The sequence below is a fragment of the Gordonia sputi NBRC 100414 genome (assembly GCF_000248055.1).
Taxonomy (GTDB): domain Bacteria; phylum Actinomycetota; class Actinomycetes; order Mycobacteriales; family Mycobacteriaceae; genus Gordonia; species Gordonia sputi.
The window spans coordinates 33,495-48,996 of the sequence record NZ_BAFC01000097.1; the positions used below are offsets into that span (position 1 = coordinate 33,495).

The following is a 15,502-nucleotide window of genomic DNA, read 5'->3' on the forward strand; positions in this document are numbered from 1 at the left end:
TCGTCGAGTGTGACGTCTGGCACACAGGGGCTTTGGACCCTTGTCGATGCAAGGATTTCGGCCCTGCGTGAAACCCCTAGTTGGGTCGCAACACCGACAGCGAGGTGCCCTCGGTGAGCACGATGTAGCCGTCCACGTCGGCTGCTCGCCCGAGGATCGGGCGGGTCCAGGCGACCTTGCCCGCGGGGACGTCGAATGCGGTCAGTTGGCCGCTGCTGCCGAACGCCAGATGATCGCCGGACGAGCCGACACAGTTCAACAGGTCGAGGTTGGTGTCGGGATCGTCGATGCTCGGCACGGGAAGGGTCCCCAGGCGCTCGCCGTCGTCGAGTCGGTAGATCACTCGAGAGCGGTCCATTCGCGCGAAGGCGACCATCGATCCGCACGGTCGGGTGTTGGATTTCGACAGGTTCGGGTCGGTGATCTGCCAGAGCGCATCCCCGCGCGCCGGGTCACGTACCTGGTAGAAGCCCTGCGTCGCCTGCATGGAGGCGTCGCCGACCGTCGTGAGCACAGGAAGGGTCGACGGCCCATCGAGCACCTGGGCTTCGGCGGACTGTGATGTCGGCCGTCGGGTCGGGGTGCCGCCGACCACGGCGTAGGTGTCGACGGACTGCTGATCCCCGTCGCGGCGAATGACGGCGAGACCCGTCGAGTACGTCAGGATGTCGCACTGACGGCAGCGCAGCGAGTCCTTGCCGCGCGAATCGACGACGAATCGGCTGCCGTCGGCGGTCGAGATGATGAGCATGTCGTGGTCGAAGGTCGCGTGCGCCGCCGACGCGAAGGTGCGACCCCAGACCCGCTTGCCCGTCGCGGTGCGCATCGAGACCTCATAACCCGCCTGATCGATGCGCACGAAGTTCGCGCCGACCCCGACCACCTGCGCGGTGTCGTCGAGTGCCGACTGCGCACCGACGCTGCCCGAATCGTCGACAAGATAGAAGCCGTCCGGTTGATTACCGAGCTTGATGGCGCACCCGACGTTCCCCGTGGCGTCGAACGCACACGAACCGAGCCCCGCGACGACGGGCTGCGACCACAGTGCGCGCCCGCTGTGGCGATCGACGAGTTCATAGGCGCGTCCGATGCCGCGCGGATACGAGAGCAACCACTGGTCACCGCTGGTGTCGGCGACCTCGATACTGCCGGTCTGGTTGTAGCCGGGCAGCGTCTCCGCCGACGCCGTCCACGCGACCTCTGGCTGATGCGTGTATCCGCGGAGCTGGGCATTCTCGTACGTCCGTGCCACCGTGGGGGTTCCGATGGACAACACGATCCCGACGGTCGCGACGAGCAGTGCGATCAACACCAGGGTGACCGTGCCGATACCAAACGGCATGCGTTGCGCAACGCGCCTCACAGCGGAGCGGGCAGACATGGGCAACAGTCAATCACGGTCGCGTTGTGTGCCCACCGGTCGACCGGCTCCGCGTGAGGTCACGCTCTCCCGAGTCAGGCGCCAGTCGCGGAAAGTGCGCCGCTGATCACGTCGGCGAGCGGCGTCGAGGGGTGGCCTGCGAGGGTCTCGAGGTCGGTGGAATCGGAGTCGAGCTCACCGCGCGCGATGCCCGCATCCGAGTCCGCGAGGACCTTCGCGAAGGCCTCGGGGACACCGTTGCTGGTCAAAGCTGCTGCGAAGTCGGACTCGGGGAGGTCCTGGTAGTGCACATGACGGCCGCTCACCTTCGCCAGCGTTGCGGCGATGTCGCTGAGCGTCAGATGTTCCGAACCCGCGAGCTCGTAGATCTCGCCACCCTTGGCGTTGATCAGGGCCGACGCCGCTGCGTCTGCGTAGTCCGAACGCGCCGCGCCCGCCACCTTGCCGTCGCCTGCGCTGCCGTAGAGGTTTCCCGAGTCGATCGCGGCCGACGCGCCCGCGAGGTAGTTCTCCCAATACCAACCGTTGCGCAGGAGCACGGTGGGGATTCCGCTCTCGGTGAGCAGTTGCTCGGTGGCCTGATGTTCCTCGGCGAGCGCCAACGTGCTGGTGTCGGCGCGCAGGATGGAGGTGTAGGCGATCAGTCCGACCCCGGCTTCCTTGGCTGCGTCGATCACGTTGCGGTGCTGCGGGATTCGACGACCCACCTCGCTGCCGGACACCAGCAGCAGGCGGTCGACGCCTGCAAGTGCCGCGCGCAGTGTCTCGGGGGATTCGTAGTCGGCGACGCGGACGTTCACTCCCGCGTTCGACAGCGTGCTCGCCTTCTTCTCGTCGCGCACGATCGCCACGATGTCGGCGACGTCGACGCCTGCGGCGCGCAAGCTCTCGGCGGCGAGTCCGCCGAGCTGGCCCGTTGCTCCGGTGATTGCGTAGGTGGTCATGTGATCTCCTGGTGTTCTGGTGGATCAAGCTGTCCATCTCATCGTGCACTTACTTTTCGTATAGTGCAACAGCTTCTGGAAGCGCTGGCTGTAATGTGCAGTACACTGAGACCATGACCAGGGCAGAAGACCGCTCGGCGCGTGACTCCGACATCGATCCCGCTTCAGAAGACTCGCAGCTAGAAGATCCGGCGCTAGAAGCCGACGTGTTCGCGCGGGATTGCGGATCGCGCGAAGTGCTGCAGGACGTGACGAGTCGCTGGGGCCTGCTCGCGCTCGGGGCCCTCTACGACGGCGACCTGCGGTTCAGTGCCCTGCGGCGTCGGGTGCAGGGTGTCAGCGAGCGGATGCTCTCGGTGACGCTGCAGACGCTGGAGCGCGACGGATTCGTCAACCGCACTGTGCTGCAATCGATCCCGCCGAAGGTGGAGTACTCCCTGACCGATCTGGGGCGTGAGGTGGCCACTCGCCTGGTGGGTGTCATCGAACTGGTCGAGGGACACCTACCCGACGTCGAGCAGGCGCGCGAGCGCTACGACAGCCGCTGACGAAAAAGTTGCGTGGGACCTACGGGGGCATTTTTGTACCCGTGGGTCCCACGCAACTGTCCGGTTGGTCGCCTCAGAAGAGCTGACCGAGGTAGAACTGCGCTCCCTGGTCGTCGGCGCACAGTGCCACGACTCCGTACGCCGCGCGGTCGGGCTCGGAGATCACCGCGCCTCCCGCTGCGCGGACCCGCTCGACTGCGGCGTCGACGTCGTCGACGTTCCACATCGGGACCGCAACGTCGGAATCCGCTCCGCCCGCAATCCCGATCTGCGGGTGCGCGTCGTCGACCTCCCAGCCGTCGGCGATGCGTCCTGGCGTGAACGTCCAGCCCAGCGCGGTCCCGTAGAACTCGCGCAACCGTGCGCTGTCGCGGGTGTGCACCGTCAGGTATGACATCTCGCCGACGCCGCGCGGATGCTGAGCCGCGCGCGGTTCGTCGGGGGCTGCGACGTACACCGCGAACTCGACGCCCTGATCGTCGACGCAGTCGAGGCCGTGCCGGTCGTCGCGTGTCGTCCCGCCCGCTGCTTCGATTCGACGCCGCGCGGCGTCGAGGTCGTCGACCGCGTAGGCGCAGAAGATCGTCTGCGGCCCAGACGTTTCCACCACCGCGGTGGGGTGACTCGTGGTGGTCACCATGCGTAGCTCGTCGTCGAACTCCCAACCGAGGACCGCGCCGTAGAACGCGCGGGCGCGGGCGGCGTCGTGGGTGTTGACAGAGATGAAACCGATGTCGCCCTGAAGGATTCGCGCGGCAGGCGGCTCGCTCGTCGACGCCCGCGCCGCGAGCGTCGGACCGGTCAGCATCCATCGGTGCCCGAAGGGGTCGACGATGGTCGCGGTGCGAGTTCCGTACGCCTCGTAGGGTTCTCGGGTCACTGCGGCTCCGCCCGCCGCGGTACGACGCAGAGCCTCGTCGGTGTCGTCGACGGCCAGCATGAGGCTGACCGATACCGCTCCGGGCTGCGGTCCACGCAACCCCATGTCGGGGAACTCCTCGGCCAGGTAGATCACTCCACCCCCGACCTCGAGTTCGGCATGTCCGATCGTGTTGTCGTCCATGAGGATCGGCTCACCACGCACGGTGGCGCCGAGGCGTTCGACGTACCAGTCGAGCGCCGAGCGCGCGTCGCGCACGGTGAGATAGGGCAGCGCACCCGGGCGTTCGACGAGCACCTGCGGTGCGGCCGCGTCGGCCTCGGTGGCGGTCAGTTCGTGTTCGAGTTGGGCGGTGTCCATGTCGACTCCTTCGGGTAGAGACACTCCGCGCTCGAGTCGCCTGCGCAGTGCTTCGGCGAAATCGTGTGCGGGAGCGAGGGGTTCGTTCCAGCCCGGCGTCGTGGCGGCGCTCAGGACGCTGAGTGGGTCATGCGACGTCGTGTTCGCGTCATCGGCGTTCATGCGATCACCCCTTCGCGGACTGGTTGAGCGGATAGGCCTCGCGGAATGCTCGCTTGGCCCTGGTGAGCAGCGCCTCGGTGGCGCCGACCGTACGACCGAGGATGTGCGCACAGTCGGCGACCGTGAGGTCGTCGACGTAGCGCAACGTCAACACCGAGCGGTTGATCGGTGAGAGTTGCGTCAGCGTCGCGTGCGCGACCATGCGGTCGAGGTGTGCATCCCACTCGTCGTCGGCGAGTTCGGGGAGGTCGTCGACGGGTTCGGGTGTGCGCTGCGCCCGCCGCCAGTGATCGGCGAGCTTGTGCCGCGCGACGCCGATCAACCAGCTGACACTCGGCGAGGCAGTCCGGTCGCGGCGCATCGTGTCCATCGCGGCCAGGAACGTCTCCGAGGTCACGTCTTCGGCGATCCGCCGATCCGAGCAGCGTCGAAAGACGTACCCGTAGACAGCGGGTAGCGCCTCGTCGTAGACCTCGAGTATGGCCTCGGGGCCGGTGTGTTCGCCGCTCACACCATCATCATCGTTCGCCGCCACCGAAACCCGACGGTCGTTGGGAGAACTTTCTTCGCACAGCACACCGCCCCGCAGCGCGAACGCAGCGGGGCGGTGGTCGGGTCGGGCGGTCTGGGGGTTTTCAGGGGCGCGGCGGGAATTGTCCGATGCGGACGATGTGGGTGCCGACGGTGTACGCCGTGACGAACGTCGGTCCGCCGCTGGCGCAGCACAACGGGTCCGACTGCTTGAGCCAGCGGTAGCGGACCGTCACCGAGTTCTTGGTGTACTTCGCCACCCAGGTGTAGCCGTACGGCCTCGGATCGACGGTTCCGATGAATCGACCGTGCTTGAACAGCAGGACGCGCGATTGATACGTCGCATCGCCGATTCCGTTGCCGTTGACCAACATCCAGTCGAGGTTGCACCCGTTCCTCAACGGATTGTTGCTCGCGCGGTACGGCGACCAGCCGCCACCGTTGGAGTCACGCCCGATCTTCGAGAGCGACGACTTCGCCAGCGGGGAATTGATGTCGAAACAGAGGCCGTGGCCGCTGCCGTACGGCGGTGCGGCCGACGCGGAGCCCGAGCCGAGCGTGGTCGCCCCCAGCGTTCCCGCGACCAGGCCCGCGAGGGTCAGTGCGAGGACGATGAGACGTCGCGTTCGGAGGGAAAGCCGGGTTCGGGTGGCGAATGAGTGCATGAGGGGTGCCTTCCGCTCGGGGAACCAGTGGACGCTGGCCGCCGGCCGTGCGATCGGCCCGCTGTTGAGGTGATCGGTCGGCGTCGGGGCAGTCGTTAGCAGGAGTCATTCATCGATGGGACACCACCTCGGCCAGGTTGCGTCCGGGGATCTGAGTTGCGTGGGATCCACGGGGGCATTTTTGCACCCCGCTGTCCCACGCAACTCCGATGAGTTTTCGACTGCGGGCCGGTCAGCACCTACATGGCAACCGCAACCATTTCCTCCATGCTCCTGTCCTCCGACGATCCGCAGCAGCTCGCGCGCTGGTACGCGACCGCATTCGAAGCCGAACCGATGTCGGCACCGGGCGGTCCTGACGGACCGGGCTACACAATCGTCGAGCTCGACGGCTTCTACCTGATGTTCGACAAGCGCGACGACGTCTCGGGGCGCAACCCGCAGGGAGCGCGCACGCTGCTCAACGTCGAGGTCGACGATGCAGCCGCGACGGCCGCACGCCTCGACGCCCTCGGCGCCACCTGGATCAGCCCGCTCGAAAACCGCGACGGCAACCAGTTCGCGACGGTCGAGGACCCCGACGGCAACTGGCTGCAACTCGTATCGCTCTCCGACGAGCACGAGGCGCAGATGAGTTATCCGACGTCGCCGTACTCCGGCTTCGCGGTTCGCGACACCGCAACGACCGGGCAGTTCTATCGTGACGTACTCGGCATGCGAGTCTTGCGATTCCCCATGGGGGACAACGACATTCTGGGTATCCGCATCAACCGCGGTACCACTGTCCTCGCCTATCCGAAGCCCGATCACCAACCCGCGACCTTCACCGTGCTCAACATCCCGGTGTCCGACCTGGCCAAGAGCATCGACGACCTGACCGCGCGCGGCGTCGAGTTCCTGCGCTACGACGGCTTTGAGCATGACGAGCGCGGCATCGTGCACGGCAACGGTGTCGGACCCGACATCGCCTGGTTCACCGACCCCTCGGGCAACGTGATTGCACTTGCGCAACGAGGCGAGCAATGATGTCGGGCTCGACGTCGGCGGACTCGTACCCTTCCCCCATGCGCCCACTGCGGTATTCCATCAACATCACGATCGACGGCTGTGTCGACCACACGGCCGTGACCCCGACCGAGGCGATGCATCGGCACTCGGCACAGCTGCTCGCCGACGCCGACGCGCTGCTCTTCGGCCGGGTGATCTACGAGATGATGGAAGCCGGATGGCGAGAGGTCGCCAGAAACGACGAGATGCCCGACGGCAGGCCCGAGTGGATGGTGCCCTTCGCCCACGTCATCGACCGCGCGCCGAAGTATGTCGTCTCCGACTCGCTCACCAGCGTCGACTGGAACGCAGAACTGATCCGTCGCGACGACCTCGAGTCGACGGTCCGCGAGCTCAAGGCCCAACCCGGCAACGGGCTGGCCACCGGAGGCGTCACGCTGCCGCTCGCCCTCGCCGAGCTCGACCTCATCGACTCCTACGAGTTCATCGTCCATCCGAGGATCGTCGGCCACGGCCCACGGATCTTCGAAGGGATCTCGCAGCACGTCGACCTGCGTCTCGTCGAGCGATCCGAGCTCGACACCGACATCGTCGTGCTCCGTTATGAGCCGGTCCGGTAATCCACAGAACCTCGTTCGCTCTCGGCGTAGCCCACGTCACCATTTGCCGGAACATGCCCGTGTCCTGCGGAGTTGTAGCTGTCAGATCCCCGCCGACACCTGTTTTCGTTGCGACCTGTGCAGACGTTAAGTGCAGGTGCACTCCTGTTGACCACTACAGTGGAAGCCAGGCTGGTCGTCGTATATCGACACCACCGCAGTTGTCGCCAAGAGGCTTGAAGACATCGACGGCCGGGGCGCTAGCAATGTGAGGGAGAACAATGTTCGAACGGTTCACCGACCGCGCACGCCGGGTTGTGGTTCTGGCCCAAGAAGAGGCGCGGATGCTCAACCACAACTACATCGGCACCGAGCACATCCTCCTGGGGCTGATCCACGAGGGTGAGGGCGTTGCCGCCAAGGCACTGGAGTCGTTGGGGATCTCCCTCGAGGGCGTCCGCAGCCAGGTCGAGGAGATCATCGGCCAGGGTCAGCAGGCGCCGTCGGGGCACATCCCGTTCACGCCGCGTGCCAAGAAGGTCCTCGAGTTGTCGCTGCGTGAAGCGCTGCAGCTCGGCCACAACTACATCGGCACCGAGCACATCCTGCTCGGCCTCATCCGCGAGGGCGAGGGCGTTGCCGCGCAGGTCCTGGTCAAGCTCGGCGCCGACCTCAACCGGGTCCGCCAGCAGGTCATCCAGCTCCTGTCCGGCTACCAGGGCAAGGAGCCGCAGGAGGCGGGCACCGGCGGTCGTTCCAGCGAGGCAGGCACTCCGTCGACCTCCCTGGTCCTCGACCAGTTCGGCAGAAACCTGACCGCGGCCGCCGCCGAGGGCAAACTCGACCCCGTCATCGGGCGCGAGAAAGAGATCGAGCGGGTCATGCAGGTGCTCAGCCGCCGCACCAAGAACAATCCTGTTCTGATCGGCGAGCCCGGCGTCGGCAAGACCGCCGTCGTCGAGGGTCTCGCGCAGGCCATCGTCAACGGCCAGGTGCCCGAGACGCTCAAGGACAAGCAGCTCTACACGCTCGACCTCGGTTCGCTTGTCGCAGGCAGCCGTTACCGCGGCGACTTCGAGGAGCGCCTCAAGAAGGTGCTCAAGGAGATCAACACCCGCGGCGACATCATCCTGTTCATCGACGAGCTGCACACGCTGGTCGGTGCGGGTGCCGCCGAGGGCGCGATCGACGCGGCGAGCATCCTCAAGCCGAAGCTGGCCCGTGGCGAGCTGCAGACGATCGGCGCCACCACGCTCGACGAGTACCGCAAGTACATCGAGAAGGACGCCGCACTCGAGCGTCGCTTCCAGCCGGTGCAGGTCGGCGAGCCGTCGGTGGAGCACACCATCGAGATCCTCAAGGGTCTGCGCGACCGCTACGAGACGCACCACCGCGTGTCCATCACCGACGGAGCTCTCGTCGCTGCGGCAACCCTGGCCGATCGGTACATCAACGACCGCTTCCTGCCCGACAAGGCGATCGACCTCATCGACGAGGCGGGCGCGCGCATGCGCATCCGCCGGATGACCGCGCCGCCAGACCTGCGTGAGTTCGACGAGCGCATCGCCGACGCGCGCAAGGAGAAGGAAAGCGCGATCGACGCGCAGGACTTCGAGAAGGCCGCGAGCCTGCGCGACAAGGAGAAGCAACTCGTCAACGAGCGTGCCGAGCGTGAAAAGCAGTGGCGCAGTGGCGATATGGACGTCGTGGCCGAGGTCAACGACGAGCAGATCGCCGAGGTTCTCGGTAACTGGACCGGCATCCCGGTGTTCAAGCTCACCGAGGAGGAGACCACCCGTCTGCTCCGCATGGAGGAGGAGCTGCACAAGCGGATCATCGGTCAGGAAGACGCGGTCAAGGCCGTGTCGAAGGCGATCCGTCGTACCCGCGCCGGGTTGAAGGACCCGAAGCGCCCGTCGGGCTCGTTCATCTTCGCCGGCCCGTCCGGTGTCGGTAAGACCGAGCTGTCCAAGGCGCTCGCCAACTTCCTGTTCGGCGAGGACGACGCACTGATCCAGATCGACATGGGCGAGTTCCACGACCGCTTCACCGCGTCGCGCCTGTTCGGTGCGCCTCCCGGATACGTCGGCTACGAAGAGGGCGGCCAGCTCACCGAGAAGGTGCGCCGCAAGCCGTTCTCGGTGGTTCTGTTCGACGAGATCGAGAAGGCCCACTCGGAGATCTACAACACCCTGTTGCAGGTCCTCGAGGACGGACGTCTCACCGACGGCCAGGGTCGCACCGTCGACTTCAAGAACACGGTGCTGATCTTCACCTCGAACCTCGGTACCTCCGACATCTCGAAGGCAGTCGGCCTCGGGTTCTCGAAGACCGGCTCCGACGGCTCGCAGTACGAGCGGATGAAGCAGAAGGTCAACGACGAGCTCAAGAAGCACTTCCGGCCAGAGTTCCTCAACCGCATCGACGACATCGTCGTGTTCCACCAGCTCACCCAGGACGAGATCATCCAGATGGTCGACCTGATGCTGGCACGCGTCGAGACCGCACTGCGCAACAAGGACATGGCGATCGAGGTCACGGACAAGGCCAAGTCGCTGCTGGCCAAGCGTGGGTTCGATCCGGTGCTCGGTGCGCGCCCGCTGCGTCGCACCATCCAGCGTGAGATCGAGGATCAGCTCTCGGAGAAGATCCTGTTCGGCGAGGTCGAGCCGGGCCAGATCGTGCTGATCGACGTCGAGAACTGGGATGGCGAAGGCGAAGGCGAGGACGCGAAGTTCACCTTCGTCGGCTCGGAGAAGCCTCGCGAGCTGCCCGACGCTCCCGTCGAGCTGACGAAGGCAGGCGAGGGCAAGAGCGACGCCTGAGTCGAAGGACCGACAAGTCAATAGATCGACAAGTGCAGGGGCGCAACAGTAATAGCTGTTGCGCCCCTGCGCTTTATCCTCTCGGATAGTTGCCGCAGCGTCTGTCAGAAGGGCAGCGTCTGCCGAAGGGGCAGAGCGTGCCGAAAGGACATCGGGATGTTTCGACGTGGGCCCAATGCGCCGACCGCGCTGTATGAGGTCGGAGCGCAACTCGGATGGGCCACGGCCACGTCGGTGGATCTCTCGGCCATCCAGCCACCGACCCACGCCGGCGTCGATGTCCACGATCTCCGGCGACGTCACGCCCGGTGGCAGGCATGGGCGATCGAGAGTCCCGTCGGTGTGCTGGCCTCACACCTCGAGGTGTTCAACGACGAGTACGACCAGCCGGTGTACGACGTCGTTGGTCGCGCGGCTCCCGATCACACACGTGTTGCGTTGCCGCATGTCGAGATCGGATGGCGGCTGGTGCCGTACGGCAATCACCGGCTGGCCGGCCGGTTCGGGTCGCCGGGGTCGCGCAAGGTGTCGTCGAAGGGCACCGGCATGGCGGTGCGAGTGTCACGGGATTGCGACGAGGCCGCCGTCGATTCGTTGCTCGTCGACTCACGATGGACCGAGATAGGCCGTCGCGCACAAGCGATTTCGCGAACCGGACTGGCGGTGGAGATTGTCGGCAGCCGTGCGGTGGTGTTCACCACGACGGCCACGGCGCCACGCGGCACCGAGCGATGGCGTGAGCTGATCGCCGCCGAAGAGGTGCTGCACACCATTCTCGACGAGCACTGCAGATGACCGATCAGGGCTGACGTGCACGTGTCTATAGGTTGAGTCGTCGAAAAAAAATCTCGATGCGGGGAACATGTCGGTGCTGTGGCCGCATCCAATGTAATGACAACGCAGAAAGCGTTGACGACCACCGGAGATCCACTCCTCGAAAGGACCATGATCATGGCGACTGCAAGCTACGACACCAACGGCGACGGCTACGTGGACGTTCAGCTCACCGACACCAACGGTGACGGTTACGCCGACGTCGAACTCCAGGACACCAACGGCGACGGCTACGCCGACGTGCGGTACACCGACACCAACGGTGACGGCTACGCAGACGTGCAGGACAACGACACCAATGGCGATGGGTACGTCGACACGCAGTACGCCGACACGACCGGTGACGGTTACGCCGATGTCGAGAACTACGACACCAATGGCGACGGCTACGTCGACACGCAGTACACCGACACGACCGGTGACGGCTACGTCGAAACCGCCAATTACGACACCAACGGCGACGGATACGTCGACGCCAGCTACGGCGCCTAGTTGACATCACACCTAGTGCGCACACGCAGCCGCTGACTCGGTGGCGCCTACCATCGGCGGGATGAAACGAATCGCGCTCGGCGCCACTGATGTCACCGTGCCCAACGTCGTCCTCGGGATGATGCGTATCCAGGATCGCTCCGACGACGAGATCCGCGAGCTCGTCGCAGCGGCCCGCGACGCGGGCATCGACTTCTTCGACCACGCCGACATCTACGGCACAGCGCCCGCGCACGGATGTGAACAACGGTTCGCGGAGGCCCTGCGGTTCTCGTCATCGGAGCGTGAGCAGATCACGATCCAGTCGAAGGCGGGCATCGTCAAAGACGGCCCCTACTACGACTTCTCGTACGACCACATCGTCGGGGCCGTCGACGGATCATTGCAGGCACTCGACACCGACCACCTCGACATCCTGCTCCTGCATCGACCCGACGCCCTCGTCGAGCCCGACGAGGTGGCGCGCGCCTTCGACGACCTTGCGCAGGCGGGCAAGGTGCGCCACTTCGGGGTCTCCAATCACACGCCACGCCAGATCGAACTGCTGAAAAAGTCTGTGACACAACCGATCGTCGCCAATCAGCTACAACTGTCGATAACCCACGCACCGATCATCGCGCAGGGTGTTGCCGCGAACATGGCGGGCGAGGAGCAGGCGCAGACCCTCGACGGCGGAGGCGTCCTCGACTACTGCCGACTCAACGACATCACCGTGCAGGCCTGGTCGCCGTTCCAGGCGACATTCTTCGACGGAGTCTTCCTCGGTTCCGACCGCTACCCGGAACTCAATGCCGTGATCGATGCGCTCGCAGACAAGTACGACGTCGCACCGATCTCGATCGCCACGGCCTGGATCACGCGACATCCCGCCCAGATGCAGGTGGTGCTCGGCGCCACCACCCCCGCACGCGTCGTCGCAGCATCGCAGGGTTCCGACATCCAGCTGACCCGTCCGGAGTGGTACGAACTCTTCCTTGCCGCCGGACACCGCGTCCCGTAGCCGCAGGCGACTGGCACCCGAATACTAGGATGTGCAACTATTTGGGAGAAGGTAGGCGAGACAGCGAGGAGTGGCACCCATGACGGATCAGCCGACGGTTCTCATCGATGTGGTCGGACGGATCGGGCAGGTAACGCTCAATCGGCCCGCGTCGATCAATGCGCTCGACCATTCGATGGCGCTCGCGATGCACGACGCGCTTCGCGCGTGGGCGAACGACCCTGCCATCGAGGCCGTCGTCGTCGCAGGTGCGGGTGAACGTGGACTCTGTGTGGGAGGCGACATCGCGGCCATCCATCGCGACGCGTCGAAGCTCTCGTCGGGTGGCGGAGATGATGCCGCGGCCGCGGAAAGCCCGTCGGGGCGCTTCTGGGCAGACGAATACCGCCTCAACCTCGACATCTCGACCTATCCCAAGCCGTATGTCGCGATCATGGACGGGATCGTGATGGGCGGCGGTGTCGGGATTTCCGCGCATGGCAACACACGCGTCGTGACCGATAGGACTCGTCTGGGCATGCCGGAGGTCGGTATCGGCTTCGTTCCCGACGTCGGCGGGACATTTCTCCTTTCCGGTGTGCCAGACGAACTCGGCACCTTCGCGGCGCTGACCGGCGGAACGCTGTCCGGTGCCGACGCGATCGTCATGGGCCTCGCCGATCACTACGTCCCGGCCGAGAATCTCGACGCCTTCCGCGACGCGATCGTCTCCGATGGCGTCGACGCCGCGGTGGCTCGGTACGCAGTGACGCCGCCGGCATCGGCGCTGGACTCCGAAAGAGACTGGATACGTGAGGCTTTCGCGGCCGACACCGTGTCGGAGATCATCGAGAGGTGCCGAGCAGTCGGCGTCGAGTCGGCCGATCGCGCCGCGGATCGAATTGCATCGAAGAGTCCTGCCTCCCTGGCCGCAACCCTGTACGCGCTGCGCCACAGGGACTCTGACCTCGCAGCGGCGCTGCGTCGTGAATACCGTGTCTCCCTGCGCTTCCTGCAGCACTCCGACATGGCTGAAGGGATTCGCGCCCAGGTGATCGACAAGGATCGCGCCCCGGCGTGGACCTCGGATCATGCGTCGGCGGCAGCGACGCTCGACGCCGTGTTCGCCCCGCTGCCCGCACGGTATGAACTTTCGCTCGACACCACAACGGTCCAGGAGGAATCGAATGTCTGACCACGAGACGATCATCGTCACCAGTGCCGACGGAGTCGGTGTGATCACACTGAACCGACCGAAAGCGCTCAACGCGCTGAACACCACGCTGATGAACGAAGTCGTGTCTGCGGCAGAGCAATTCGACGCTGACCCGGGGATCGGCGCCATCGTCATCACCGGTTCCGAGCGTGCCTTCGCGGCAGGCGCCGACATCAAGGAAATGGCCGACAAGACCTTCAGTGAAGTGGTCAGCGAGTCGTTCTTCGGTGCCTGGGACAACCTGTCGCGGCTGCGCACCCCGACCATCGCCGCGGTGACCGGCTATGCACTCGGCGGTGGCTGCGAACTCGCGATGCTCTGCGACATCCTCATCGCAGGCGACAACGCGGTGTTCGGGCAACCGGAGATCACCCTGGGCGTCATCCCCGGTATCGGCGGTTCGCAACGCCTGACGCGCGCCGTCGGCAAGGCCAAGGCGATGGATCTGATCCTCACGGGTCGCCAGATGAAGGTCGACGAGGCCGAGCGCGCGGGACTCGTCTCCCGTGTCGTCCCCGCCGCCGAATGCCTCGCGACCGCGAAAGAGGTCGCCGCGACGATCGCGGGCACGTCGTCGATCGCTGCGGGACTCGCCAAGGAGGCGGTGAACCGTGCTTTCGAGACCACGCTGACCGAGGGCGTGCGCGCCGAACGCGGCTTGTTCTACTCGACGTTCGCCACCGACGACCAGACCGAGGGTATGGCGGCATTCGTGGCCAAGCGCAAGCCGGAGTTCCGTAACAGCTGAGAAGGGTCCCGTCGCCTCGAGTGTGCCCTCCGTCATGACGGTCGACGGGTGTGGTCGCGGTGGTCTGCGCGAGGAGTATGGGAAGATCGCAGTCGTGTCTCGACGCCTGTTCCGCCGTGTGGGTATTGCCGCGGGTGCGCTTCTCGCTGCTGCCGCAGTGGTCGTGCCAGGTGTCGGCGGCGGAGACAGCACGTCCCAGGGGCCGACGATCAAGCCTGCCGTCCGCGCCTCCGCTGAGACGCCACCCGCGTACGTGGCACTCGGAAGTTCGTATGCCGCAGGCCCCGACGCCGTACCGACGCGACTGAACGTCTGCTTCCGTAGCCCGGACAATTACCCCAATCGGGTGGCCAGGGCGATGCGCCTGCGGTTGGTCGACGTGACGTGTTCGGGCGCGACGACAGAGAACATCGTCGACAAGCCGCAACGATTCCTCGCGCACAAGCAGATCGACGCCGTCACCCGCAACACCGCACTCGTGACCGTCACCAGCGGCGGAAACGACATCGACTACATCGGCCGACTACTCGCGATGAGCTGCAACAACGTCGCGAGCGGCGTCGACAAGGCGTTGGGGCCTGCCGCCAGGAGTTGTCACACCGGGCATCGGATTGCCGCAGAGCCCACGGACGCCGACTACGCGAAGGTTCAGCGCAAGTTGATCCAGACGGTCCTCGAGATCAAGCTGCGTGCCCCACGTGCGCGAGTGGTCATCGTCGACTATCCGCCACTCACCGTCGCAGGCGAGGCGGCGTGCGATCTGCTGCCACTCACGCCTGAACAGGTCGCGCAGACGGTGCGTATCTTCGACAGGCTCGCGGGCGCCACGGCGCTGGCGGCACACGAGACCGGCGTCGACCTGGTCCAGGCGTCCGTCGCCGGGGCCGACCACACCGTGTGCTCTGCGGAGCCGTGGCTGCGGGGGTTCGCTCCGCCGATTCCGTATCACCCGACGACGCGTGGCAAGGCGGGCGTCGCCGACCTCGTCGTCGCATCTCTCGGCGGTCCGGTCGCCTGACTGACGTCCCGTCCCCTGAAAGTCGATTGCCCTGAGAGTCGATGGCCCAGAGAGTCGATGGCCCAGAAAGTTGGGGCATGTGCGGATGATGGGGTCGCTCTAGGGTTTCTTCATGGCCCCGGTATCTCCGGGGTCAGGTCGGGGCCAATCCGTCATCGTCGTGCGATGTCATCGTGGATGGAGATCTCGTGGGTGCAGGTTCATGTGACTGTTGCCGGCGCTGTTGTCTGCCGAGTTCGGGTGCTCTGGGGAGGGGGCCGCGATCTCGGCAGCGTCTGCATCCGACTGTGACATTTCGACGACAGGGGACAT

General features: G+C 65.7%; 15 protein-coding genes. 10 read left to right on the forward strand and 5 right to left on the reverse strand.

Annotated elements, in window-relative coordinates; all coding sequences use genetic code 11:
- Window positions 1-76: 76 nt before the first annotated feature.
- Window positions 77-1,381, reverse strand: a complete 1,305-nt coding sequence (locus tag GOSPT_RS15985) for a hypothetical protein (protein WP_039856281.1) — start codon at window positions 1,379-1,381, stop codon at window positions 77-79.
- Window positions 1,382-1,455: 74 nt separating this feature from the next.
- The gene (locus GOSPT_RS15990; protein ID WP_005207448.1) at window positions 1,456-2,325 is read right to left on the reverse strand and encodes an SDR family oxidoreductase; all 870 of its coding nucleotides are present in this window, start codon (window positions 2,323-2,325) and stop codon (window positions 1,456-1,458) included.
- Between the two features lie 113 nt (window positions 2,326-2,438).
- Between GOSPT_RS15990 and GOSPT_RS15995 the strand changes: the two genes are divergently transcribed.
- Entirely contained in the window at window positions 2,439-2,873 is a 435-nt protein-coding gene (locus tag GOSPT_RS15995) for a winged helix-turn-helix transcriptional regulator (RefSeq protein WP_210734380.1), read from the forward strand.
- 73 nt (window positions 2,874-2,946) lie between these two features.
- On the opposite strand, the gene GOSPT_RS16000 is transcribed toward GOSPT_RS15995, so the two are convergent.
- The 3 genes from GOSPT_RS16000 to GOSPT_RS16010 all read right to left on the reverse strand — a co-directional run bounded on the left by GOSPT_RS16000 (window position 2,947) and on the right by GOSPT_RS16010 (window position 5,471).
- Entirely contained in the window at window positions 2,947-4,275 is a 1,329-nt protein-coding gene (locus GOSPT_RS16000) for a VOC family protein (RefSeq protein ID WP_005207450.1), read from the reverse strand.
- Between the two features lie 4 nt (window positions 4,276-4,279).
- The gene (locus GOSPT_RS16005) at window positions 4,280-4,786 is read right to left on the reverse strand and encodes an RNA polymerase sigma factor (RefSeq protein WP_005207451.1); all 507 of its coding nucleotides are present in this window, start codon (window positions 4,784-4,786) and stop codon (window positions 4,280-4,282) included.
- Window positions 4,787-4,910: 124 nt separating this feature from the next.
- Complete coding sequence (locus GOSPT_RS16010; RefSeq protein WP_005207452.1) at window positions 4,911-5,471, reverse strand: LppP/LprE family lipoprotein; 561 nt, start codon at window positions 5,469-5,471, stop codon at window positions 4,911-4,913.
- 243 nt (window positions 5,472-5,714) lie between these two features.
- Here GOSPT_RS16010 and GOSPT_RS16015 point away from each other — a divergent pair, with 243 nt between their 5' ends.
- From GOSPT_RS16015 to GOSPT_RS16055, 9 genes are all read left to right on the forward strand, one after another.
- Complete coding sequence (locus GOSPT_RS16015) at window positions 5,715-6,497, forward strand: VOC family protein (RefSeq protein ID WP_005207453.1); 783 nt, start codon at window positions 5,715-5,717, stop codon at window positions 6,495-6,497.
- 38 nt (window positions 6,498-6,535) lie between these two features.
- Window positions 6,536-7,099: a dihydrofolate reductase family protein gene (locus GOSPT_RS16020; RefSeq protein WP_039856284.1), complete on the forward strand. Its 564-nt coding sequence runs from the start codon at window positions 6,536-6,538 to the stop codon at window positions 7,097-7,099.
- Window positions 7,100-7,359: 260 nt separating this feature from the next.
- A complete protein-coding gene (locus GOSPT_RS16025; protein ID WP_005207455.1) occupies window positions 7,360-9,903 on the forward strand; it encodes an ATP-dependent Clp protease ATP-binding subunit in 2,544 nt (847 codons plus the stop codon).
- Between the two features lie 156 nt (window positions 9,904-10,059).
- Window positions 10,060-10,698, forward strand: a complete 639-nt coding sequence (locus GOSPT_RS16030) for a hypothetical protein (protein ID WP_005207456.1) — start codon at window positions 10,060-10,062, stop codon at window positions 10,696-10,698.
- A gap of 156 nt (window positions 10,699-10,854) precedes the next feature.
- Complete coding sequence (locus GOSPT_RS16035) at window positions 10,855-11,229, forward strand: hypothetical protein (RefSeq protein ID WP_005207457.1); 375 nt, start codon at window positions 10,855-10,857, stop codon at window positions 11,227-11,229.
- A 61-nt stretch (window positions 11,230-11,290) separates the two neighbouring features.
- A complete protein-coding gene (locus tag GOSPT_RS16040; protein ID WP_039856286.1) occupies window positions 11,291-12,229 on the forward strand; it encodes an aldo/keto reductase in 939 nt (312 codons plus the stop codon).
- A gap of 79 nt (window positions 12,230-12,308) precedes the next feature.
- The gene (locus tag GOSPT_RS16045; RefSeq protein WP_005207459.1) at window positions 12,309-13,403 is read left to right on the forward strand and encodes a 3-hydroxyisobutyryl-CoA hydrolase; all 1,095 of its coding nucleotides are present in this window, start codon (window positions 12,309-12,311) and stop codon (window positions 13,401-13,403) included.
- On the forward strand, window positions 13,396-14,172 hold the full coding sequence (locus GOSPT_RS16050; protein ID WP_005207460.1) for an enoyl-CoA hydratase: 777 nt from the start codon (window positions 13,396-13,398) through the stop codon (window positions 14,170-14,172). Before GOSPT_RS16045 ends, GOSPT_RS16050 begins: the two co-directional genes overlap by 8 nt.
- 94 nt (window positions 14,173-14,266) lie before the next feature.
- A complete protein-coding gene (locus GOSPT_RS16055; RefSeq protein WP_005207461.1) occupies window positions 14,267-15,190 on the forward strand; it encodes an SGNH/GDSL hydrolase family protein in 924 nt (307 codons plus the stop codon).
- The last annotated feature ends 312 nt before the right edge of the window (window positions 15,191-15,502 follow it).